Origin of the sequence: Frankia sp. Cppng1_Ct_nod, assembly GCF_920656135.1 — a bacterium.
In the GTDB taxonomy this organism is placed as follows: Bacteria; Actinomycetota; Actinomycetes; order Frankiales; family Frankiaceae; genus Protofrankia; species Protofrankia meridionalis.
Map to the genome: position 1 here is coordinate 1 of NZ_CAKKTK010000047.1, position 23,976 is coordinate 23,976.

The 23,976-nt window shown below is 68.5% G+C and carries 18 protein-coding genes; 11 read left to right on the forward strand and 7 right to left on the reverse strand.

From position 1 onward, the window contains the following. Window positions 1–196: hypothetical protein (locus tag NBW77_RS14220; protein ID WP_250279866.1), on the reverse strand; the 196-nt coding region annotated here is incomplete at its 3' end. 10 nt (window positions 197–206) lie between these two features. Between NBW77_RS14220 and NBW77_RS14225 the strand changes: the two genes are divergently transcribed. Together NBW77_RS14225 and NBW77_RS14230 are read left to right on the forward strand one after the other, a co-directional pair. After that, on the forward strand, window positions 207–1,412 hold the full coding sequence (locus NBW77_RS14225) for an NHL repeat-containing protein (protein ID WP_250279867.1): 1,206 nt from the start codon (window positions 207–209) through the stop codon (window positions 1,410–1,412). Between the two features lie 12 nt (window positions 1,413–1,424). After that, on the forward strand, window positions 1,425–2,546 hold the full coding sequence (locus NBW77_RS14230; RefSeq protein ID WP_131749448.1) for a glycoside hydrolase 5 family protein: 1,122 nt from the start codon (window positions 1,425–1,427) through the stop codon (window positions 2,544–2,546). Between the two features lie 50 nt (window positions 2,547–2,596). On the opposite strand, the gene NBW77_RS14235 is transcribed toward NBW77_RS14230, so the two are convergent. From NBW77_RS14235 to NBW77_RS14255, 5 genes are all read right to left on the reverse strand, one after another. After that, on the reverse strand, window positions 2,597–4,948 hold the full coding sequence (locus NBW77_RS14235) for a serine/threonine-protein kinase (RefSeq protein WP_250279868.1): 2,352 nt from the start codon (window positions 4,946–4,948) through the stop codon (window positions 2,597–2,599). Then, complete coding sequence (locus NBW77_RS14240; RefSeq protein WP_131749452.1) at window positions 4,945–6,894, reverse strand: SGNH hydrolase domain-containing protein; 1,950 nt, start codon at window positions 6,892–6,894, stop codon at window positions 4,945–4,947. The genes NBW77_RS14235 and NBW77_RS14240 overlap by 4 nt, the downstream gene beginning before the upstream one ends. Window positions 6,895–6,923: 29 nt before the next feature. After that, on the reverse strand, window positions 6,924–8,117 hold the full coding sequence (locus NBW77_RS14245) for a glycoside hydrolase family 113 (protein ID WP_250279869.1): 1,194 nt from the start codon (window positions 8,115–8,117) through the stop codon (window positions 6,924–6,926). After that, window positions 8,114–9,598 carry a glycosyltransferase family 2 protein gene (locus NBW77_RS14250; protein ID WP_131749456.1) on the reverse strand — a complete coding sequence of 495 codons (1,485 nt, stop codon included), beginning with the start codon at window positions 9,596–9,598 and terminating at the stop codon, window positions 8,114–8,116. Before NBW77_RS14250 ends, NBW77_RS14245 begins: the two co-directional genes overlap by 4 nt. Window positions 9,599–10,187: 589 nt before the next feature. Beyond that, window positions 10,188–11,723 carry a CCA tRNA nucleotidyltransferase gene (locus NBW77_RS14255; protein WP_250279870.1) on the reverse strand — a complete coding sequence of 512 codons (1,536 nt, stop codon included), beginning with the start codon at window positions 11,721–11,723 and terminating at the stop codon, window positions 10,188–10,190. A 199-nt stretch (window positions 11,724–11,922) separates the two neighbouring features. Between NBW77_RS14255 and NBW77_RS14260 the strand changes: the two genes are divergently transcribed. From NBW77_RS14260 to NBW77_RS14300, 9 genes are all read left to right on the forward strand, one after another. Continuing rightward, the gene (locus tag NBW77_RS14260; RefSeq protein ID WP_165486360.1) at window positions 11,923–12,390 is read left to right on the forward strand and encodes an NUDIX hydrolase; all 468 of its coding nucleotides are present in this window, start codon (window positions 11,923–11,925) and stop codon (window positions 12,388–12,390) included. Window positions 12,391–12,464: 74 nt separating this feature from the next. Then, entirely contained in the window at window positions 12,465–14,834 is a 2,370-nt protein-coding gene (locus NBW77_RS14265) for a DUF6049 family protein (RefSeq protein WP_242606169.1), read from the forward strand. Then, window positions 14,831–16,636, forward strand: a complete 1,806-nt coding sequence (murJ, locus tag NBW77_RS14270) for a murein biosynthesis integral membrane protein MurJ (protein ID WP_250279871.1) — start codon at window positions 14,831–14,833, stop codon at window positions 16,634–16,636. Before NBW77_RS14265 ends, murJ begins: the two co-directional genes overlap by 4 nt. A 102-nt stretch (window positions 16,637–16,738) precedes the next feature. After that, a complete protein-coding gene (locus NBW77_RS14275) occupies window positions 16,739–18,604 on the forward strand; it encodes a protein kinase family protein (protein ID WP_131749462.1) in 1,866 nt (621 codons plus the stop codon). A 28-nt stretch (window positions 18,605–18,632) separates the two neighbouring features. Beyond that, on the forward strand, window positions 18,633–18,824 hold the full coding sequence (locus NBW77_RS14280; protein WP_131749464.1) for a hypothetical protein: 192 nt from the start codon (window positions 18,633–18,635) through the stop codon (window positions 18,822–18,824). 139 nt (window positions 18,825–18,963) lie between these two features. Beyond that, window positions 18,964–19,959, forward strand: coding sequence for an anti-sigma factor family protein (locus NBW77_RS14285; RefSeq protein WP_131749466.1), 996 nt, complete (start codon window positions 18,964–18,966; stop codon window positions 19,957–19,959). 114 nt (window positions 19,960–20,073) lie between these two features. Then, window positions 20,074–21,090, forward strand: coding sequence for a thioredoxin-disulfide reductase (gene trxB, locus NBW77_RS14290; protein WP_250279872.1), 1,017 nt, complete (start codon window positions 20,074–20,076; stop codon window positions 21,088–21,090). Window positions 21,091–21,173: 83 nt separating this feature from the next. Next, window positions 21,174–21,500, forward strand: a complete 327-nt coding sequence (gene trxA / locus NBW77_RS14295; RefSeq protein ID WP_131749468.1) for a thioredoxin — start codon at window positions 21,174–21,176, stop codon at window positions 21,498–21,500. Window positions 21,501–21,673: 173 nt separating this feature from the next. Further along, on the forward strand, window positions 21,674–22,903 hold the full coding sequence (locus tag NBW77_RS14300) for an N-acetylmuramoyl-L-alanine amidase (protein ID WP_131749470.1): 1,230 nt from the start codon (window positions 21,674–21,676) through the stop codon (window positions 22,901–22,903). Between the two features lie 116 nt (window positions 22,904–23,019). On the opposite strand, the gene NBW77_RS14305 is transcribed toward NBW77_RS14300, so the two are convergent. Beyond that, the gene (locus NBW77_RS14305; protein ID WP_131749472.1) at window positions 23,020–23,649 is read right to left on the reverse strand and encodes a GNAT family N-acetyltransferase; all 630 of its coding nucleotides are present in this window, start codon (window positions 23,647–23,649) and stop codon (window positions 23,020–23,022) included. Window positions 23,650–23,976: the final 327 nt, after the last annotated feature.

Genomic DNA, 23,976 nt, shown 5'->3' on the forward strand with positions numbered 1-23,976 from the left:
CGCTGCATATCGCCGACGAGCTCCGCGACGCGGCCAGATACCCCGCCAGCAGAACCGGCACGAGTAGAGCAGGCACGAGTAGAGCAGGCACGAACCACCATGCCGGTGACCCGGCCAGCACCCACCCGGTGAACCGGCCAGCGAACCGGCCGCCCACACACTCGCGACCCGTTCCTCCGGTCCCGAACCCGGCCATCGACCGATCGATGGACAAAACCGGGGAGATCCCCCACCAGCCTCGGCCGATCGCGGACAGACCGTCGAACAACGTCGAGCGCCGCCGGAAACGGCGCCGTCGGATCATCATCGTCGCACTGGGCGTTCTGACGGTTTCCGCGCTGGTCACAGCCATGCTCGTCACCAACAGATCACCCGAGCCTGCAACGATCGGGACGATCGCCGGCACCGCAACCTCGGGGTTTTCCGGCGACGGCGGACCTGCGACCCAGGCCGGGCTCACCAAGCCGGACGACCCGGTACCGGACGCGGCCGGCAACCTCTACATCCCCGACACCGGCAACAACCGCATACGCCGGATCACCGCCGACGGCACCATCACCACCATCGCCGGCACCGGCAAGTACGATTTCTCCGGCGATGGCGGACCAGCCACCCAGGCCCACTTCGCGACTCCGACCGATGTGATGCTGGATGCGGCCGGCAACCTCTACATCGCCGACACCGACAACAACCGCATACGCCGCGTCACCACCGACGGCACCATCACCACCATCGCCGGCACCGGCATCCAGGGCTTCTCCGGCGACGGCGGACCAGCCACCCAGGCCCACCTCGCAAAACCGACCGACATGGCGCTGGATGCGGCCGGCAACCTCTACATCGCCGATACCGACAACAACCGCATACGCCGGATCACCACCGACGGCACCATCACCACCATCGCCGGCACCGGCACCGGCACCGGCACCGACATCCAGGGCTTCTCCGGCGACGGCGGACCAGCCACCCAGGCCCACCTCACGAAACCGGGCGGTGTCGTGGTGGATGCGGCCGGCAACCTCTACATCGCCGACAACGGTAACAACCGGATACGCCGCGTCACCGCCGACGGCACCATCACCACCATCGCCGGCACCGGAGCAGAAGGCTTCTCCGGCGATGGCGGACCAGCCACCCAGGCCCACCTCGCGAACCCGGGCGGTGTGGTGGTGGATGCGGCCGGCAACCTCTACATCGCCGACACCGACAACAACCGCATACGCCGCGTCACCACCGACGGCACCATCACCACCATCGCCGGCACCGGCATCCAGGGCTTCTCCGGCGACGGCGGACCAGCCACCCAGGCGGACCTCGCGACCCCGAACGGCCTTGGCCTCGACATGGCCGGCAACCTCTATATCTCCGACAACAGCAACAACCGGATACGCCGGATCAGACTGGGTACGTAGCATAATCATCCCGTGGCGACAGACTCCGGCCGACCGGGAGTGCCGGCGGACGCCGGACCCTCGGTCGGCAACGTGCCCCGCGGATTCGTCACCGTCCGCGGGAGTGACTTCGCCCTGCACGGCCGGCGATTCCGATTCGGCGGCACCAACAACTACTACCTGCATTACAAGGGCCGGTACATGGCCGACTGCGTGCTCCACGACGCCGCCGCCATCGGCCTGCGGGTAATCCGCTGCTGGGGCTTCCTCGACGGTACTCCGGCGGACGGCGTGGTGCTGCAGCCGGAGCCGTTCACCTATGACGAGGACGGGTTCGAGTATCTGGACTACACCGTCTTCAAGGCCGGCCAGCTCGGACTGCGGCTCGTGATCGTGCTGACGAACAACTGGGGCGACTTCGGCGGGATCCCCCAGTATGCAAACTGGTTCTCCGCCGAGCACGATGACTTCTTCCGCCGCCGCGACATCAAGGACTGCTACAAGGCCTGGGTGAAGCATGTGATCAACCGGCGGAACCGGTACACGGGCGTGCGGTACGACTCCGAGCCGACCGTCATGACCTGGGAGTTGGCCAACGAGCCACGCTGCCCGTCCGACAGATCCGGTAACACGTTGGTCACCTGGGTCGACGAGATGAGCCGCCATGTCAAACGGCTCGCACCCCGCCAGCTGGTGGCGGTGGGCGACGAAGGTTTCTACGGCCGCTCAGGCGACACGCAATACCCGTACTCCGACAACGAGGGCGTGGCATGGAATCGGCTCATCTCGTTGCCCACGATCGACTACGGCACATTTCACCTCTACCAGCAGCACTGGGGTGAGGAAAATCCTGCCTGGGGCACCCGGTGGATACGCGACCACATCCGCGACGCCCACGCGGCGAACAAACCGGCTGTACTCGAGGAGTTCGGCTGGCAGGCTGATGCGGCAACCCGCGACAAGGTCTATGCGGCCTGGACGGACGCGGTCGAACGATTCGACGGCGACGGTGACCATTTCTGGATCCTCACCAGCCGCAATGAAGACGGCACCCATTATGCCGACTACGACGGCCTCCGAGTGGTCCACCCGTCGAGTACCGCGCTCCTTCTCGCCGCACACGCCGGGCGGATGTCTCCGCCGAATGTCCGGTAGGACGTCGTCCGGGCGCCGATCCACCCGATCGAAGATCCACCAGACAGGTTCTACGGGCCGGCGCCGGTCGCCGCGTTCAGCGCATAGACCTGGTGATCCAGACTGCCGACGTACACCAGGCCGTCCACCACGACCGGCGAGGAATCGTCCACCGGGCCCTGGGTGGCGAACCGCCAGCGCACCTCCCCGGTGATGACGTCCACCGCGTACACGTTCCGGTCTCGGCTGCCCACATAGACCAGACCGTTCGCCACGGTAGGTGACGATCGGATGCCGTTACCGGTGGCGAACCGCCAGCGATCCCGGCCGGTGCTGGCGTCCAACGCGTACAGGTTGGCGTCGTCGCTTCCCACGTACACCACCCCGTCGACCACCAGCGGCGTCGAAACCACACCGTTGCCCGCGGTGAACTGCCACACCCACGCCCCACTCCTCGCGTTCAGGGCGTACACGTCGTGGTCGTCACCACCTATCCAGAGCATGTCACCCGACACCGCGGGTGAGGAGTCGACCGTGCTGCCGGTGGTGTACTGCCAGCGTTTCTTGCCGGTAACGGCGTCCAGGCCGTAGATGTTGTGGTCCCGGCAGCCGACGTACACCCCGCCGTCGGCGACGGTCGGGGAGGAGTTGAACCAGTCGCCTCCGGTGAACCGCCAGCGTTCGGTACCCGTGACAGCGTCGATCGCATACAGGTTGCGGTCCCGGCAACCGATGTAGACCACACCGCCGGCAACCGCCGGGGAGGAATGCATCACCGCACCCGTGCGGAACGTCCAGCGGGCCTGTCCGGTCCCCGCGTCCACCGCATGGACGTGGGAGTCGTTGCAGCCGACATACACCTGCCCACCGGCAACCGCCGGGGAGGACGTCACCGCCCCACCGGTCCGGTAGCGCCAGCGTTCCCTGCCGGTGACGGCATCGACGGCGTACAGGTGAGCGTCATTGCTGCCGATGTAGACCACTCCCCCGGCGACCGCCGGGGAGGAGTACACCTCGGCCCCGGTGGTGAACACCCACGGACGCGGACCGCTCTGCGTGCCGGTGGAGCCGAGCAGCCGGCCCGCACCCCAGACGCCCGCCCCGACCGCGGCACCCACCGCCACGCCGCCGGTGAGCCGCAGCAGCGTCCGGCGGCCCACCCGCACGGGTTCTGCGCCACCCGTACCGGCCCGGTCGGTGAGGGCGTCGGGGAAAAGCTCCTCCGGTGACAGCGGCGGTGTCGGTGGGGCCAGGGGGGACGACGGTGGCGACGGGGTTGAGGCCTTCCCCTGAAGGTGGCGGGACGGCTGAAGGTCACGGGACGGTTGGAACCGGACTGACGGTCCTGACGGTCCTGACGGGGTCCTGGCCTGACGGGTGATGGACGTGTTCGCCCCGGAGATGTCAGCACCGCGTCCGGACGGACCGCTTCCGGACGGACCGCTTCCGGACGGACCGCTTCCGGACGGACCGCTTCCGGACGGACCGCCGCGGCTGTCCGGCCGCCGCCGCCGCTCGAAGGAGTCCACCAGGTCGTGGCCTTCCTGCGGAAGCCAGTGCTCCGCCCCGAAACCACCCGGTGCCTGCAGCCAGGTCCCCCCGATGGACTCCAGCAGCTGGTTCGGGGTGGGCCGCAGCGTCGGATCGCGTTGCATGCAATGGCGGATCACGCCGGTCAGCTCCTGCGGTACCCCGGACAGGTCCGGGGGTTGGGAAAGGAGCCGGGCCAGCACGTTCACCGGAGTGTCTCCCTGATAGGGAAGACGGCCGGTCGCCGCGTACAACAAGGTGGCGCCCAACGAGTAGACGTCGGTGGCCGGGGTTACCGACGCGGTGTCCAGCGCCTGCTCCGGTGACATGTACTGGGGCGTTCCGATCACCGCCTGGGTGATCTGCACGCCGCCGTCCGCCGACCGGACCAGCCCGAAATCGATGACCTTGGGGTTGTCCCTGGTCACCAGCACGTTGGACGGCTTCAGATCCCGGTGGATCAGCCCCACCCGGTGGATGGAGTCCAACGCCTCGGCGATCCCGGCCGCAAGCCACATCACCGAGCCGACCGGCAGTGGGCCCACCCGACGCACCAGCAGCTGCAGGGACGGTGCGGGCACGTACGCGGTGGCCAGCCACGGGATCTCGGCGGCAGCGTCGGCGTCGACCACGGCGGCCGTGTACACGCCGCTGACCTGCCGGGCCGCAGCCGCCTCACGCGCGAAACGCGTCCGGAAACCCGACTCCTCCACCCTGTCCGTCCGCACCGTCTTCACGGCAACCAGCAGCCCTGACCGGGACTGCCCGAGATAGACCCGGCCCATCCCGCCGGCTCCCAACCGTCCAAGAATCCGGTAGGGACCGATGGTCCGCGGGTCCTCGTCCAACAGGGGATCGCAGATGTTCTCCAGGGAACCGTTCGTCCCACTCATCCGATGACCGCCTGGTCGGACCCCAGCGCCCGGTTGACCGCCGACTCCAGCCAGGGGGCGAGATCGTGCATCCCGGAAGGGGTGAGGTGAACCGCGTCGAAATAGAACGGATGACCGGATGCCGTCCGGGTCCAGCACTGGCCCGCCGTGCACAGCGCCGCGTCCACATCCAGGAGCAGCACCTGCGGATATCTGGCAACAGCTTCAACAATGAGCGCATTGTAGCAACGGCTCGACTGCGGATCGGTATCCCCCGTGACACTGCGGGTGTCGGCCAGCAGCACCGGTCGGCCCGGGGCCGCCTGTGCCCATATCCGGGCGGCCGCGGCCAGGCGCTCGCGGTAGTCGTGCCGATAGGCCACATCGCACGGAGAAACGACTGTGGCATGATCAGGACGCGCCGCCGCATCCCCGCTGAGGTCCACAACCAGGATGTCCGGGCGACTTTTGTCAATCATCGAGCGCCATTGCCGCTCCCAGTCCACGCACCCCGCCGAACGCGCCGGTGCCGACACCGGCAACTGCGCGTCCGCGGTGACGCGGGCGTGCGGCGCTGCCGGAGACGGCACCGAGAACAGCCCACATCCGGGCAGCGAACCGTCCACCACCGAATAGCGGCCGGAGCCGTGTCCACCGAGCGCCGAGGCCAGGTCACCCGCGAACGACCCGCCCAGCACCAGAGCGACCGGCGCTTTCCCGGTGCGTAGCTGTCCGTCGACCACGGCCGGCAGCCAGAAACCACCGGCGGCGATGGCCGCGTAAGCCGCCACGAGCGTCGATGCCGTCCGTCCCACCCACCAGCGGCGCGCCCGCAACCGCCCGACCACCCCGTCCTGCAGCAGCAATCCGACCAGCCAGGCAAGCGCTCCGCCGACCACCAGCAGCGCATACGACCGCGCCTGCGCAACGGCGTGACCCAGCAGCCAGAACACCGGCAGGTGCAGGACAAGCAGCGGATAGGCCATCCGGCCCAGTTCCACGGGTCCGCCCTGGCCGAGCAGCCACTGGAGCGAACCGGGACGAGGCTGGGCGGGGCGGTCGACGATCACCAGCAGTAGCGCGACGCAGCCGGCAGCCAGGGTCGGCCCCGCGGCACGCAGCCAGTCGGCGGGGCGCGCGGTGGCGAACATCGCGTTGATGACCAGCGCGGCCAGCACGATCACCCCGGCGACCGTGGGCCACCAGGACCCTCGGGTTCCCCGGGAGTCTGCGGGCAGCTCGTCTCCGCCCCGCGCCCGCACGGCCACCACCAGGGCGGCGGCGCAGGCGCCCAGCAGCCATTCCGCTGCCCGGACATGGGTACCCAACGCCAGTTCCGTGAGATCCGCGCCGGCCATGGCCCGCATCGGACCCACCAGGCAGGCGACGCCGGCGAGTAGCAGGCACAGCGTCACGGTCAGCCACGCCATCCGCTCCGTCGCCGACGGCCCGGCATCCGACGTCCCCCCGGACCGGCCACCGAAGCGTCCGGCCACCCACCAAATACCCACCAGTAGCACTGGCCATACCAGGGCGAACTGCTCGAAAAGTCCCAGTAACCACAGCAGGCCCAACGGGTCGATCTGACCGGGACGGTCCGCGTACCAGTCGCCGTCCGAGCCGACGAACCCTGTCCGCAACGCGAGGTCGAACCAGTTCCCAAGATGCGCCAGACCGGCGATCGCAGCCATCCCGAGGTGGCCGGCCTGTGCCGGTGGGCTCAGCGCCACGGCCAGACCCAGTGTCACGGCGAGGGTGAACAGCAGCAGGGGAACCCGCTGCTTGAAATGGTCCCGGTACCAGGCACCCAGCGGCATCCGGACGTCTGGATGCGACCAGGCGGCGTCCAGAAGGGTGCGGGTGGTCAGGTAGCCGCCGACGGCCAGCACCATGTCAGCGCCGAGCAGCTCCGCGCGGAATCCTCCGGTGCTCTGCAGCATCACGGCAAATACCGCGAGACCGCACACGCCGGTCACCGCGCGGGACGGGGAGACGGTCAGCGAACCGCCCCCCAGACCCCGAAGCAGTCCCGGATGACCTGCTCGGCCGCACGGCCGATGAACGACTCGTGCCGGTCCCGCAGCGGGTCCGCGATGCCTGGATCGGTGTGGAAGTCCACCCGCCACCAGTAGAGACCGGCCAGGGTCCGTCCTCGGGCCATCTGACAGGCGGCGGCGAACCACCGTTGCTGCACAACCTCGTTCAGCGGCGTGCCGTTGTTGTACGGATTCGCCGGGTGCCGGTAGATGCCGGACTGCGCGGGGGCCCCCACCTCGTACAGCAACAGGTTCGGCATGGCGCCCGGTGCCTTCTTGTCCAGCCACGTATTCCAGGCGGCGGCCAGCTCGTCCACCGAGGCGTCGTCCCCCAGAGCCAGCTCCGGGTAGGCGTCCACTCCGACACGGTCCACCGGCATGACGACATTGGTGTGCACGAACACGTCCCAGTTGAACGCGTACCCGGTCTCGCCGGTGAACACCGTCCGGGTATGAGCGGCCAGCCCCTTCCAGCGCGGATCGCTCTCCAGCGAACCGAGTTCCGTACCGAGTACCACCGTGGCGACGTCCTGGCGCTGGGCGAGGGTCAGGTAGGGCTCGATGAAGTCGCGGTAGGAGGCGAACCAGGCATCCCTGCTGGCCGGTCTGATCGTGCCGCGCCAGTCCAGCGGGTTGGCCTCGACGAGGTTCTTCTCGTCGAGGGTCGGACGAAAAGTGATCCGCAGTCCGACGCGTGCCGCCTCGTCCAGAAGGATGGCGAGCCGGTCCGGTGTGGGGGTACCCGGACCGGCGTGAACAGCGCTGGACCTGACCGTGTCCATGAAGAAGGGGAAGGAGACACAGAGTGCGTTGGCGTCCAGGCCAACGACGTAGTCGACGATCCGCCGGGCCTTGAGGCGCACCAATTCGGGGGACTCGGCGGCGTTGTCGGCCCAGTAGACCTGGACGCCGAGTTCGGGCCGTCCGGGCCGCCACGGGAAGGCAACCCTCGGGCCGGACGCTGGAGGTTCGGTCACTGTGGATGCGACACCGCCGCCCGCGGGCACCACCCCCACCGACGCCGACTCCTGCGGGGCCGGCCGGAACGCGGGAACGCGATCGGCGGGCGCAGTGGCGCAACCGCTGGCCGAGGCGACCCCGGCCAGCGTGACAAGAAGGGCTCCCAGTACCGGAAGCCTGCCGAAAATGATCACATCGGCTTCGCGATCACAGTGAAGGTCGATTCGCCGTTACGCACGAAACGCACCAGCCCCCGGAACACCGCGACGGCCTCCACCAGGGAGAACAGCGGTATCAGGCTCACCAGGCAGACCAGTTCCCACCACCGGCGCCGGGACTGGGTCGACGCCCGCACGTTGATCTTCATGCCTTCCCAGTACAGCCAGACGCTGTACGCCATGTTGAGCGCCCACACCGGCAGAAGCACAGCGCTGACCGGGGAGGTGTCGGTGTCGCCGAGCAGGACGCCGGCCAGGAGAATCACCCCCAGGTGCTGGATCGGCCCACACGCCCAGATCACCACGTTGTGCAGGAGGAGCAGCCGGCGGCGCAGTGGGACGGAGCGTTTGGTCGCGAGCAGGAACAGGCCCCAGGCCCAGCGTTCCCGCTGCCGGACGAAGTCGCCGACGGTCGCCGGTGATGCGCCGTAGGAACATCCGGGGAACCAGTCGCTGCGGCGTGAATAACGATCGCAGAAGAGCAGCGCGAACTCGGCGTCCTCGACAATGGCCTGAGGGCCGAAGTCCCAGCCGATCGTGGCCTCCACGGACGCACGGATGAGTAACAGCTCCCCGTGAAGCCCGGCACGTGGCATGCCGCGTCCGGTCGTGGCGGCGAACAGGCTGATGTCACAACCCGGACGGACCGCGTCGGCCAGCCAGATCAGCCGGTTCACGGCATGTTCCCGCGGGTAGCTCAACACGCCCTGGGCGAGATGGCAGGCCTGCTCACCAGCCAACCACTGCGCATTGATGAACCGGGCCAGGGCATCGGAGGTATCGGGGCCGACGCCGGTGTCGTCGTCCATGTGCAACACCCATACGTCGTCCCTCGCCTCACCCTCGGCGTGGCGTAACTCGTGGACGTAGTGGTTCGCCCGGGCCTTGAAACGGGTGCCGTTGGGGGTGCGGTAACTGCGAGGCACTATGACGACGCGGATCAGCTGACTCGTTTGCGCCAACGAGACGATCTGTTCGTAGGCCTCGCAGCCCTCCTCGATGACCACGTCCACCCGCAGATACGGGAAGTAATCCGGCAGGTAATCACAGAACGACCCGACCACCCGTTCCAGAGCGGGGTAGATGTCTCGTCGTCCGATGGTGGGTACGACCACCACCAGCAGGTCGTGAACGATCGCCGCGGTCGGGGGCAATCCGCGGTGACGTCGCAGGCGGGCAGTCGTGAGCAGACCCCCGGACAGGCCCAGGAGCGTGTTTGCGACCGGCAGCGTCCAGACCACGGTGGCGATCCAGCCGAGGAAGCCGAAGCTGTGGTCACGGGCCCACGCCCACCACGCGAAGACGCCGAAGACCGCAAAGACGAGGAGAAACGAGACGAAGCCGGGTCGCCATGCAAGCCGCCGGTCGACGGGTCCGGGAACCGGGGTCGTATCGGGCTCGGCGGCCGGCCATCGGGACGGTTCCCGGCGCGCGACCTGCTCCTGGGACGTGGTCACGAGGCCCCCCCGAGCACGGAATTACGTTCTTTTGATAAATATATATGACTACTTACAGTAAGCTTCCTCCGCCGGGGTCTCCGCCGGGGTACGGACCACTCGTGCTTCACAATCGCCCATCCGTCATCCTCGGTGGATTCGACTCCCCCAGATCTCCGGACAGGAACGGGAAACCGAATTCTCGCCCCACAACAACCCGACGTACACTCAAGCCGACACCCAGGGTTACACATGCCTACCACGGACATGCGGTTGCGGAGCCCGGTGAAATCACCTGTGTCGCCCGTCCCCGCTCCGACCGGGGCTGGTGCTGGTGCTGGGTCGACACCACCCGCCGAACCCTGGATTCCGGATCCCGGTGCTTTCCCCGAGGCGACCCGGGGAGGCAGGATCGCCTCGGGGAGCCCGACGGGGCGTCGCCCACCAGCTGAAGCGGGTCACCGGATAGTGAAACACCCGGTTTGGTTGCATAATGCTGGCCGTTTTCCGACGTCAGCCGGCCGCGGGACTCCGGCCGTGTATCCGCACGGCTACCAATAGCGGTTGCGGAGTCCGAGAATCACGACCCGCGGAGACGGAACCGGGGGACTCAGGCCTCGTCGCCCGGCGGGACCTCGCCCGGCGGGACGCTGAGCTCGGGCGGCTCGGGCGGCTCGCCGGGGATGGGGACGCTGTTCTCCCGCGCCCAGCGGAGCAGTTCCGCCTCGGCTGCCTCGCGTCCGACCAGGCCCGCCTCGAAACGGAAGTCGAGCATGTGCGCCCGTGCCTGCCCCACCAGCCGGCCGGGACGCAGGTCGAGCAACGCCATGATGTCGTCGCCGGACAGCTCCGGACGGATCGAGGCGACCTCCTCCTGCTCGGACAGCCGAGCGATCCGCTCCTCCAGGGCGTCGTACGTCGCCGCCAGCATCTCGGCCTTGCGCCGGTTGCGTGTCGTGCAGTCCGAGCGGACGAGTTTATGCAGGCGGGACAGTTGCGGTCCCGCGTCGTGGATGTACCGGCGCACCGCCGCGTCCGTCCACTCGCCGCGGCCGTAGCCGTGAAAGCGCAGGTGCAGGAACACCAGCAGGGTGATGGCGTCCGCAACATCCTTGGGGAACCGCAGCGCGGCAAGGCGCTTGCGGGTCATATCGCGCCCGACCACCTCATGGTGGTGAAAGGAGACGCCCCCGCCGGGGATGTGTCGGCGGGTCCGCGGCTTGCCGACGTCGTGCAGCAGGGCCGCCCAGCGCAGTACCTCGTCCGGGCCGCCGTCGGGTGGCGGATCCTCCAGCGCGATGGCCTGTTGCAGCACGGTGAGGGTATGGGTGTAGACGTCCTTGTGCTGGTGGTGCTCGTCGATCTCCATCCGCAGCGCGGGCAGCTCGGGCAGGACGATGTCGGTGACGCCGACGTCGACGAGCCGCGCGAGCCCGGCCGAGGGATCCGGCGAGACCATGAGTTTGCGCAGCTCGTCCCGGATGCGCTCAACCGATACGATCTTCAGTCGGGGAGTCCTGGAACGCATCGCCGCGATCAGTTCGGGTACGGGCTCCAGCCCCAGCTGGGCCTCGAAGCGGGCAGCCCGCAGGATGCGCAGCGGGTCGTCGTCGAAGGACGCCTCCGGGGATCCGGGAGTGCGCAGCACCTTGCGTGCGAGGTCCGCCATGCCGCCGAACAGATCGACGAACTCGTGGCCGGGTACGGACACCGCCATGGCGTTGACGGTGAAGTCCCGGCGGACGAGATCCCCTTCCAGGGTGTCACCGTAGGCAACCGTCGGATTTCGCGACGTCCGGTCATATGCCTCGGTGCGGTATGTCGTCACCTCGAACCGGACCCCGGCGCGGATCAGTCCGACCGTGCCGAAGGCGATCCCCGCCTCCCAGACGGCGTCCGCCCACCCACGGGTGATCTCAAGCACACGTTCGGGGTGGGCGTCGGTGGCGAAGTCGAGGTCGGCGCCGGTGTTCCCCGCGGCGTCCAGCCGGCCCAGCAACGCATCCCGGACGGATCCGCCGACGAGGTGCAGGCTGTGGCCCGCCGCGGCGAAGACCCGTCCGAGACCATCGGCGGGTGTGGGCACCTTGAGCAGGGCGCTGACAGCTCGCTCCGCGGAGTCACGTGGGTTGTCCAGGCAGATCACCGACACTTCCTCAGCGTATCGGGCAGGCTCCAGGCATCGCAGACAATTACCTCCCGGCAGCGGTCGGCAGCGGTCGGCGGCGCCATGGGGAGGGCCGTGGGGAGGGCCTTCCTGGTACATCCGAGCAGCTGCCGTGGGCTGCCGGTGGGCACCGTCGCATGCCGGGAGGGGCCATCGGGGAGACTCGTACGATCAGCCCATGTCGCGGCTCCCGACCTCCCCTCGCAGGCAACTGCGCCGGGTGGAGGAGACTTCGGCGGGCGGGCTCGTTCTCGACGACCATTCAGAAATGGCCAATGCCGCGCTGATCGCACGCCGTGACCGTCGGGGCCGACTGTTGTGGTCGCTGCCGAAAGGCCACGTCGAAGACGGTGAGACCGCGGAGCAGGCAGCGGTACGGGAGGTGGCGGAGGAGACTGGCGTGACCGGACGGGTCCTTGGCCGGCTCGGCACGATCGACTTCTGGTTCGTGGCCGGGCGGGTACGCGTGCACAAGACGGTCCACCACTATCTTCTGCTGCGGACGGCCGGGGAGCTGTCGGACGCTGACGTCGAGGTGGCCGAGGTGGCGTGGGTGCCGTTGGCGAGAGTTCCGGGCCTGCTCGCCTACTCCGACGAACGCAAGCTCCTGCGGAAGGTACGCGCCGTCCTCACGGAGAACACGTGACGGACAGTCGTGAACTTCCGAGGCTGCGGCGCGCCATGTTGATCATTATGATCCTTGTCCCCGTCGCCGTCCTGATGCTGGGTAGTACCGCGGCCCGGGGACAACCACACCCGTCATCCACAGGCTCTGCCCATGTATCCACAGGTTCATCCACAACCCCGTCGGAACTTTCGAGCCGCCGGAACCTGGACACTTCACCTTCTTCCGCCACAACCATCGCAACAAATCCTATGCAACCGGTACACATCGCGCTCGACGAGGTCACCCGTACCGCCAGGCCGCAGTTGCCACTGAAGGTGTCGGGACGCCTGGTGCTCCTCGGGCCCGACCGGATTTCGAATCCTGAGATACGGATCGAACTCGGTCGTTCGGTGTACAGCCGTAGCGACCTCGCGAACCTGCGCGACAAGCCGGGCGCCGCGGCCGGGCTGAGCTATCCGACGATGGTCGCGTCCCAGACGATGACAAGCCCGCTCGTGCCCGGGGCGCTTCCAGAGGTATTCGCCACCAGCACCAACCCGAACGGCCTCAACCTGCCGGCCGCCCTGCGGGTGTACCCGTTGCGGATCACCGCGACCGGCATCGTCAACGGCCAGCGCAAGGTTGTCGGGACGACCTACACCTTCCTCGTCTGGGCGCCCGTCGACGTGACCGCGCCAACCCCGGTCTCGGTCGTGCTGCCCCTCTCGGACGTCCCGCGGCTGCGCTCGGACGGCCGGCTCACCGACGACGGCCTGGCCGACCTCGTCGCGCCCGGCGGTCGGCTGGACCGGTTACTGGGCTCCGTCATCCCCGCCGCGGGCCAGCAGGCACCCACCGTGGCGCTCGCGGTCGACCCGATCCTCATACAGACACTGAAGATCATGGCAGGCGGACCGTACGAGGTGGCGACACCGTCTGGTCCGAGTCCCAGACGGCCCAACCGCAACGCCGCGACCTTCCTGGCCAACCTGAAAGCGTTCGCGGACGCAGGCGGCACCGTCTTCGCCCTGCCCTACGGCGACGTCGACGTGGTCGCGCTTACCCGTGCCGACAAGTTCCACAACATCCTGCTGGCGCTCCTGACCGGCCGGACGGTCATCGCGAACGCGATCGGCCGTAGCCCGGACACCTCGATCGCCTACCCGGATGGCGGTCTCATCGACCCGACCACGCTCGATCTGCTACGCCGCATGGGAATCACGACCGTGGTCACGGACTCCCGGCTGCTACCCCCCAGGGATCCGGAGAAGACCTACACGGCGTCGGCCGTCGCCGAGATCCCGACCTCCGGCGGTACCGTGCGGGCGCTGGCCACCGAACAGGAACTGACTCAGCTCGCGACCACGACCAGTGACGATTCCGGTTCGCCGACCCAGAGCGAGTCGTTCCAGAACCTCATCGCCACCGTCGCGTCGATCACTGCGGAGCGGCCTGGGCTTGCCCGGGTCCAGACCCTCGCGCTACCCCGTTACTGGGATCCGCCGGCAGGCTGGGCGCACATGGTCCTCGACAACCTGACCACCCCCTTCTCCCGACTGGTACCGGTGACGTGGACGCCGCCGGTAGGCCCCACCGTCGCGGGCAGCGAACGCGGCTCCCTCGTGTACCCCGAGTGGGCACACGCGACCGAGCTGACCGTGGCCCGCATCCGGGCCACGGAGGATCTGCGGGATCAGGTTCAGGCCCTGAAGTCCGTCCTGTGTCCGGGCAACTCCGCAACGGCTGGTACCCAGAACTGCCAGCAGGCCGGCATCGACGGGATGGAGAACACGCTCACCTCGTCCGAGTCGGTCGTATGGCGCGCGGACGCCGCCGGCCCGGGCGGCGCCGACATGCTGAGCACGGGTGTCGCCGGCGCGGTTCGGGGAATCCGGGATGGCATCCGGGTGGTCGCGTCCCACAGCGTGTCGCTGACCAGCAAACATGGCAAGGTCCCCGTCACCCTGGAGAACAACACCGCCTTCACCATCAATGTGACCCTGTCGCTGGCGTCCACGGACCACACCCGACTACGATCGGCGACCGGAGTCAAACTCATAGTGTCGCCTCTGCAGAAGGTGCAGGTGGAAGTCGAGGTCGATGCCGAAGCTGCCGGTACGTTCCCCGTCGACATCCAGATCCTCACCCCCGCCGGTCGGCCGCTGTCGGCCGACCCGCCACTGCGGATCCTGGTGAAGTCCACGGTCTTCGGCGTCATCGCCGTGGCGATAACCGGAGGGGCACTGGCGGTTCTCGCGTTCGCCGTGGTGTTCCGGCTGATCCGCCGACTGCGGGCGATGCGAGGCGGAACCCCCAGCAGGCCGACGGGCGCCCCCCCTCTCCAACCGGCCGGGGTCTGCGCGGCCCAGGACCCGGCCACCCCCTCGGCTCCGGACAACCAGCCCGGGCAACGTCCCGGCGGCGATCCCCACCGGTTTCTGCGCGCCGGCGACCCGGCCGCGATCGACGGAGCAAGAAGGTGACCGCCGGCCCCGGTGACGGAACCAGGCGACCGCCCGCCCGCCACCGCAGACGGGCGGGCTTCGACCCGAACGGTCCGACCACGCCTCTGTCCGGACCGTTCGGCATGCCACCGGCCGCCCCCCGACAGGCGACGCAGCGAGCCGGACCGGACCGGACCGGACGCAGCAGGAACCAACCGAACAAGGCGCCGGATCGCAAGGCCATGACGCTCGGTCGGGCCAGCGGCACCATGGCGATCGGCACGGTTGCGTCCCGGGCGTCGGGATTCCTGCGGACGGTGGCGATCGCGGCGGCGATCGGGACCGGCGCGGTCGGCGACGCCTACAACGTCGCGAACACCACCCCGAACATCCTCTATGACCTGCTGCTCGGTGGGGTGCTGTCCAGCGTCATCGTGCCGGTACTGGTCCGGGCCGCCAAGGAGGACCCGGACGACGGGGAGGCGTTCGCGTCCTCGCTGCTCACGCTGGTGGTGCTCGGGCTCGGCGCCGCCGTCCTGATCGGCATGGTGGCCGCCCCGCTCATCGTCGACGCCTACCTTGCGGCCGGCGGCGCGGAACGGGATCTCGCCGTGACGTTCCTGCGGTGGTTCCTACCCCAGGTGATCTTCTATGGGCTGGGTGCGACGATCGGGGCGATCCTCAACGTCCGGCAGTCGTTCGCCGCGCCGATGTTCGCGCCGGTACTCAACAACCTGATCGTGATCACGACCTGCATGGTGTTCATCTTCGTGCCCGGCCCACGACCGCCCACGGCCACCGGCATCAGCGCCGGCCAGATCACCGTTCTGGCCGGCGGGACGACGCTCGGCGTCGTGGTCATGACCTTCGCCCTGCTGCCGTCACTGCGGGCGGTCGGATTCCGCTACCGGCCACGCCTGGACCTGTCCCATCCCGGCCTGCGCCGCGCGATGCGCCTCGCCGGCTGGACGCTGCTCTATGTGGCGGTCAGCCAGGTCGGTTACCTGGTCATCGTGCGGCTCGCCAGCTCGGCGACGGCATACACGGTCTACACGTACGGCTACCAGATCTTCCAGCTACCGTACGCGATCATCGCCGTATCGGTGATCACGGCACTGCTGCCGCGGATGAGCGCGCATGCCGCGGACGATCGCAACGACCTCGTCCGCCAGGACCTGTCCACCGGGATGCGGTTGGCGTCGGTGGTCATAGTGCCGGCGGCGCTCGCGTTGCTGGCACTGGGCCGCCCGATCGCGATCACGGTGTTCAACCACGGTGCCGTCAGCCACGCGGGCGCCAGTCAGATCGGCGACACCCTCGCCGCCTTCGCGATCGCCCTGGTTCCGTTCTCACTGTTCCAGGTACAGCTACGGGCGTTCTACGCCCATCAGGACAGCCGGACGCCCGCGCTGGTCAACATCGGTGTCGTCGCCACCAACATCGCCAGCGCCGTCGCGCTGAGCTCGCTGCTGCCGGAGAAGAACCGTTCGGTCGCGCTCGCGCTCGCTTTCGCCGTGTCCTACCTGGTCGGTGTGGCCGCGTCATCGATGCTGCTGCGTGCCCGCCTCGGGGGCATCGACGCCGGCCGGATCGCGCGGCTGCTCACCCAGGTGACCATCGCCGGCGGGCTGGGCGCGGTCGTGGCCGCGGTGGTCGCCTGGCTCGTGCAGCTGCTTCTCGGTGATGGCTGGATCGGTTCGGGGGTAGCCGTGGTCGTCGCCTGTACGCTCGGTCTGTTGGCCTATCTCGCGGTCATCATCCGGATGCAGCTGCCGGAGGTGGTCGCGCTGGCAACGACCGTCCGTGACCGATTTGGTTCACGCTCCGCACCTCGACTCTGACCGCAACTTGCACAATCACCGATCGCCGGCCCCTGGACTCGTACACTGGACAAGCTGCGTCCGGCTACGACAGCCGGGTGCGTCGGTGATGACGGAGGCACTGTGGTCGACGGGCACAACCGACCGCCGCTGGCCGACGTCGATGAGGACGTGACGAGCGTCGCGGCCCGCAACCCCAGGACCGTGGCGGCGCACCCGTCCGCCGACGCGACCAGCTGCCTGCCTCCGCCGGGGACCCCGCCGGTCCTCGAAGCCCTGCCGACCAGGACGATGCTGGACGGTCGGTATCAGCTGCTGTCGGTCATCCGTGCTCGTGGTCCCGTCACCCTGTGGCGTGGCGATGACCGCATTCTCGCCCGGCCCGTCGCTGTCCGTGTGGTGCAGCACGCAGGTGCGGACGACCCCGCGGCAGCAGGCCGCGAACGCGCCGCCCAGATGCTGCTGTCAGCGGCCATCGGCTCCGGCCGGCTGGTGCACCCGGGCGCGGCGTCGACCTACGACGCCACATCCACCACCACCGACGCCGGACGCGTCTCATACGTGGTCAGCGAATGGGTGGACGGCACCTCCCTGCAGACGCTGTCCGAGCAGGGCCCCCTGCGACCGGACCAGGCCGCGACCGTCCTGCTCGCCGTCGCGCGGGTGCTCACCGCGGCCCACCAGAGAGATATCCATCACGGCGATCTTCGGGCCAGCGATGTCATCATCTCGGGCCACGGCATGGTCAAGGTGGTCGACCTCGGCACCGGTTCGGTTGTCGCCGCCCTGGAGAAGGGTGCGCACAGCCAGGCGGAGCCGTGGGCCGACTCCGCCGACCTCGACGCCGACGACGTCCGAGCCATGGGCGGCCTGCTCTACGCCGCGCTGACCGGGCGGTGGCCGTTGGAGCGCGAGTGCGGGCTCCCTCCGGCGCCGACGACCAGCGACGGACGGCCCTGCTCGCCCCGCCAGGTCCGCGCCGGCGTGCCTCGGGACCTCGACGCGGTCACCCTGGCCACGCTGGGGGACGACCGGGTGAACCGTCCACCGATTACCACCGCCGCGGAACTCGCCAATGCTCTGGAGGAGCTCGCTCCTCCAGACGGCACCCTGGACCTCGGCCGGGTACGCATCGACGACGAACCACCGATGACGCGAGCCATGGCCGCGGGAACCAGCACCGCCGGGTACGCGGCGGACGGGTTCCGACCCGGCACGGCCGCGTACGACATGGGCGGGAGCGGCGCCTACCCCAACAGCGGCGCCTACCCACCCGGCGGTGGCTACCCGGACAACGGTTCGCCACGCCCGCCCACGCAGCAGCACCGCCCGCAGCGTCCGAACCGCGCACAGCATGCGCCCTACGGTCAGGGTCCCTCCCCGATAACGCGCCGTAGGTGGCTGATTGCAGTCGCGGTCCTCGTCGCGACAGCCCTGATCGCGGTCGCGGTGGTCGTCCTGACCCGAGGGGATGCGAAGTCCGCCGCCCCATCGCCGCCGTCCACGTCAGCGACGACGCCGGTGGGCACAACCATGAAACCGCAGACGGTCACCGCCTTCGATCCGCCGCCCGGAGACGGCGACGAGAACAACGGTGACACCGCAAAAGCGGTCGACGGCGATCCGTCCACGGCCTGGACGACACAGGGTTACAACAACACCGACGGCAGGCAGTTCGGCGGGCTCAAGAGCGGAGTCGGGTTGCGGGTGGACTTCAGCAAGCCGGTTACCGTCCGCCAAATCAATATCACCTTTGGTGGCTCCGGCACCTCCTTCGAGCTGCGGGCCGGTGATACCGAGGTCAACGACGTGAACGCCTACAAAGTCGTCGTCCCCGAGACCACCGCCGCCACCGCCACCGCCACCACCGTGTCGGTCCCATCCACGGCGGGCGCTCATCAGTACTGGGTAGTGTGGCTGACCAAGCTGCCAACCGCCCAGGACGGGCGGTTCAAAGGTTCGATCGTCGACATGTCGTTCCACTCCTGAGTCGTAATCGTCGAGGTGCCGGTCGACGTTGCCTGACCCGGTACCGGACCGGGATCTGCCGCGCCGACACCTCGACGACGACCCGGACGCCTTCACCGAGGTTGTGCGCGTCCACCGCCACCGTCTGTGGGCGGTGGCGGTCAGCATGCTGCTCGGCCGGGAGGACGCCGCTGACGCCGTCCAGGAGGCAATGCTGTCGGCCTACCCCTCGGCACAGTGAAAAGCAGGTGCGCCTGAGCCCGCGCGAAGCTGGCCGTAATGCTCGACTATCTGCGTCCCGGGAACCCTGCGGCCTTCGATTCCGTCAGTGAGAGCAGGCACGTCAACGCGTCCGAGGCGGCCGGAGGAGGTGATCGGCGATGACGACTGCTCAACATCCGGATGTTGAGCACCTCGATGCCTATGCGGACGGTGACCCCTCGGCGGCTGGGGTGGGGCTTCACATCCGGACCTGCCCGCAGTGCCGGGAAACCGTGACGGCGCTGCGGCGGGTACGTAATGATCTCGCCGCGCTGGCCTCGGTGACCATGCCGGACGATGTCGCGGCACGCCTGCACGCCGCTCTCGTCTCCGAGCGGGACAGCCACGGCCCGGCCGCACAGCAGCAGCCCTGGTCACGGCAACAGTCCTGGTCACGGCAACAGTCCTGGCAAGGGCCGAGGCAGCGGTCGGACCCACGGTCACCGAGACGGATCCGGGGTCGGCGCCCCGGCAACGCGAGGTCGCCTCGACCGACGCGGGTCCCGATCTGGTTCTCGGCGGCGGCCTGCCTGCTCGTCATTGTGGGGGTGGTCGGACTCGTCGGCGTACTGGCGCTGCTGCATCCCGGCCGGACCGGTGGCAGGCAGGCCGCCAGCCGGTTGGCGCCGCCGGCGGCAAACACCGTGGGGTCGTCCGCCGGGCGGATGGCCGGGGCCGGCGCCGACATCGCGCCGGCCCCGGATCCGATGAGCGACGCTGCCGCACTGCCGGTCCTCGCGCACACCGGGCACGTCCTGGACATGGCGGGCCTTCCCGGGCACGTCCACGACCTGCTGTCCGGACGGATAACAGGGACGGTTCGAGCGCCTCTCGGCCAATCCGGTGGCACCACCGGCACGTTCCCCGTGGCAACGGCCACCGTCGCCGAACTGACCCGACCCGACCTGCTCATGTGCTACCTCAGTCTGGCCGCACAGACCGGTGGCGGTGTTGTTGCTCTCGATCTGGTCGTCTTCAACGGGCAGTCGGCGGTGCTGGTCGTCCTGTCCATCCACAATGATCCCGACGAGTTGCAGGTGGTCGTACTCGACGAGGGGTGTGGTGTGGCCAACATGGCCGCGGCGCTGTGGTACAGCACGACCACATCCCGATAATGATCGAAAGCCTTTCCGTGACCGGTTCGAGGGAATCGGGTGCCCGGTGGGACGGTTGTTGGAGGCGCACGACCTTACCGGCAGCAGCCGGCGATCTGAAGGGACAGGTGGAACTTGACCGCGCACAGCAGCGGGGGCGTCCCGGACGCTCCGGGCGTCCGGGACGTCGTCATCATCGGGTCCGGCCCGGCCGGCTACACCGCGGCCGTCTACACCGCGCGGGCGAACCTGCGCCCGCTGGTCTTCGAAGGTGCCGTCTCGGCGGGCGGCGCGTTGATGACCACTACCGAGGTGGAGAACTTCCCCGGGTTCCCCGAGGGCATCCAGGGCCCCGAACTCATGGAGGGCATGCGCAGGCAGGCCGAACGCTTCGGCGCGGAGCTGGTCCCCGACGACGTCACCGAGGTCGACCTGCGCTCCGACCCGAAGGTCATCACCGTCGACGACAAGACCTACCTCGCCCACACGGTGATCATCGCTACCGGTTCGGCGTACCGCATGCTCGGCCTGGTGGACGAGGAACGCCTGCTCGGGCGGGGTGTGTCCGCGTGCGCGACCTGTGACGGATTCTTCTTCCGGGACCAGGACATCATCGTCGTCGGTGGCGGTGACTCCGCTTTGGAGGAGGCCACCTTCCTGACCCGGTTCGGCCGGTCCGTCACGATCGTCCATCGTCGTGACCGACTCCGGGCGAGTGCGATCATGCAGGAACGCGCCATGGCCAATCCAAAGATCCGTTTTCGGTGGAACGCAGAAGTGGTCGCGATCCTCGGTACCGACCGCGTCACCGGCGTCCAGGTACGCGACACCGTGACCGGTGAGGCGGATGAGATCGCCGCAGGCGGTCTGTTCGTCGCGATCGGCCACGAACCACGCACCGAGCTCGTGCGCGGGCAGCTGGACCTCGACGAAGCCGGCTACGTCAAGGTGGACCACCCGTTCACCCGTACCGATCTGCCCGGCGTGTTCGCCTGTGGCGATGTCGTCGACCACATCTACCGGCAGGCCGTCACGGCGGCGGGCACCGGATGCGCCGCAGCGCTGGACGCGGAGCGTTGGCTGGCCGCACGCGAGGATGACACCGGACAGGCACCGCGGACGCCTGTCGAGGCGGTCGCCACCGCATCCTGACCCGTCGCCCGCCTGATCGTTCTTCCAGCACCCGACCACCAGCCGCCAGCTACCGGATCAGCAACGACCAGAAGGAGATCACCATGGCAGGGATCACCAAGCCCGTCACCGACAGCACCTTCGCCGACGAGGTGCTGGGCAGCAAGGTGCCCGTCCTCGTCGACTTCTGGGCAGAGTGGTGCGGACCCTGCCGGATGGTCGCACCGGTCCTCGAGGAGATCGCCGCCGAGCACGGCGACAAGATACGCGTCGTCAAACTGAACATCGACGAGAACCCGGAGACCGCTCGGCAGTACCAGATCATGTCGATACCCACCATGGCCGTGTTCGTGAACGGCGAAGTGGACAAGAGCATCGTCGGGGCAAAGCCGAAGGCTGCACTCCTGCGGGACCTCTCCTCCTACATCTGATCTTCCGGCCGCTACGACACCGGTGCCAGACCCGCCCCACCCTCCGGTGGCGCGACCATAGTTCTTCCCGCGCCGCCGGAGGCATGATCAGCAGCTAGCCCCTGCCAAAGGCGGCGCGACCATAGTTCTTCCCGCGCCGCCGGAGGCATGATCAGCAGCTAGCCTGTGTCCCCGTGACCCGTCCGTCAGTTGGTTCGAGTGGCAACCGCAGGGGAACGCTGCTGCGTCTCGGCGACAGTGACCCATCCATCGCCGAGGTACGTACCGCGTTGATCTGCCTGTCCTTCCTACCGACCGCGCCACGCCAGGCGGAGACGTCCGCGGCGGGTCTGTTGCTTCCTGTTGACCCGGACCTGTCGCCTCCGGCTGTCTCGACGCTCTTCGACGAGGCCCTGGACCAGGCAGTCCGGGCCTTCCAGCAGAGCCGGGGCCTGTCCGTGGACGGCATCATCGGCCCTGACACCGTCCGCGCACTTGACGAAGCCCGCCGCAAGCTGGGCGACCGCCTGCTGTACCACAGCATCAATCATCCCTTCGTCGGAGACGACGTGGCAGCCCTGCAGGAACGGCTGTCGAACATGGGGTTCGACGTGGGACGGGCGGACGGTATCTTCGGCCCGCAGACAGAAGCCGCGCTCAAGGACTTCCAGTACAACCGTGGGCTGGAGCCGGACGGCACCTGTGGGCCACTCACACTGCGCGAGCTCAAGAAGCTGGAACGGACCGTCGTCGGTGGGCGTCCGGACGTCCTTCGGGAATCGGTGCGGCTGCTCCAGCGGGGCTCGTCCCTGCTCGGGGTCGTGGTCGCGATCGACCCGGGTCACGGCGGGCCCGATCCGGGGATCACCGTCGGAGACCTGTGCGAACGTGATCTCATCGGCGATCTCGCCTCAAGGCTCGAAGCCCGCTTGTTGGCCTCCGGTCTGGAGGCATACCTGCTGCACGGCCCGCACGAGTCACCCGACGACTCCGAACGCGCACACCGGGCCAACGAGATCGGCGCGGATCTGCTCGTGTCGTTCCACCTGGACGCGAGCAACTCTCCTCAGGCTCAGGGAGTGTCGTCCTACTACTTCGGCAATGCGCGTGGATCGTCCGCCGTGGGCGAGCGTCTGGCCGGACTGGTCCAGAAGGAACTCGTTTCCCGCACGGATCTCGTGGACTGCCGCATGCATGCCAAGACCTGGGAACTGCTACGGCGGACGAAGATGCCGGCCGTGCGCACGGACCTGGGTTATCTCACGAACCCGCACGACGCCGCCGCACTCGGGTCACCCGAGTTCCGGGCCACGGTCGCCGAGGCGGTTCTTGCCGCGGTACAACGGCTGTTCCTGCCGCCGGATCTCGACCCGCCCACGGGACAACTCCGGGTACCGACTCTCGCCTCCCGTACGGGACGCTGAGCCCCACGACGGGCGTCTCCAGACGCGAAGCTGGAAGCGGGTCGGGCAACGTCGGTCAAAAGCGGCGCGATCATTGTTCTCGGCGCCGCCGGAGGGCCAGGGTCTCCCAGGGTCTCCTAGGAGGTGCTGCCGATCTGGCGGAGCATCCCCTCGGGTGCCATTGACCCCAGCAGTCTCTCCAGGGCGACCTCGACGTCCTCCCGCCAGCTGACCGCATTCTTGACCTCAAGCCGCAGCCGAGGCCAGCGGTGGTGCGGCCGTACCGTCTTGAAACCGACTGCGAGCAGGTAGTCGGCAGGGACGACACACCGGGTGCCTTCTCCGCGCAGGTCACCGAACGCCTCGATCGCACGGAAACCACGACGGACCACTTCCTTGGCGACGGCCTGGACGAGGATGCGTCCAAGTCCCTGACCGGCGAAGTCCTCCACGACCTTCGCAACCATGAGAAGCACAGCGTCCGGGCTGACGGGGCTTGTTGGAAAGGCGACCGAGCGGGGCACATACGCCGGCGGCGCGTACATCGCGTACCCGGCTGGCACCCCGTCAACGTAGATGAGCTTCCCGCAGCTACCCCACTCGAGGAGAGCCGAGGAAACCCAGGCTTCCTTCTCCAGCTCGGTGCCTCCGGCCTCCTCCGCCCGGCTACGGGCAACAGGATCCAGTTCCCAGAAGACACATCGGCGGCATCGCCGCGGCAGATCATCAATATTGTCGAGAGTGATGTTGGCGATACGGCGGCTCATATCGAACCGTTCCACGCAGTCCCGGCACCAGCATCAACGTCACAGCCGACATCCCTCACACAGCCAGCCTAAGTGGTCTCGCTCGTAAGTTGTTCGGGGGGTGTCGGATGCCAGGTGGATGCGTCGCGAGGCGGAGGAGGCCCAGGTGGCGGCGTTCTACCTGGGCCAACGACAACGACGCGAGGCGCCGCCTGGCGCCGGCAGACCCTGGACGAACTTCCGGCGCCGACCACTAAGCCATGCGATGTAGATCTTTAGAATGCCTGTGGACGGGACTGTCCGGCTCGCGACGCCCGGACGAAGCCTCGCGTCCTCGCTCCCGCCGTA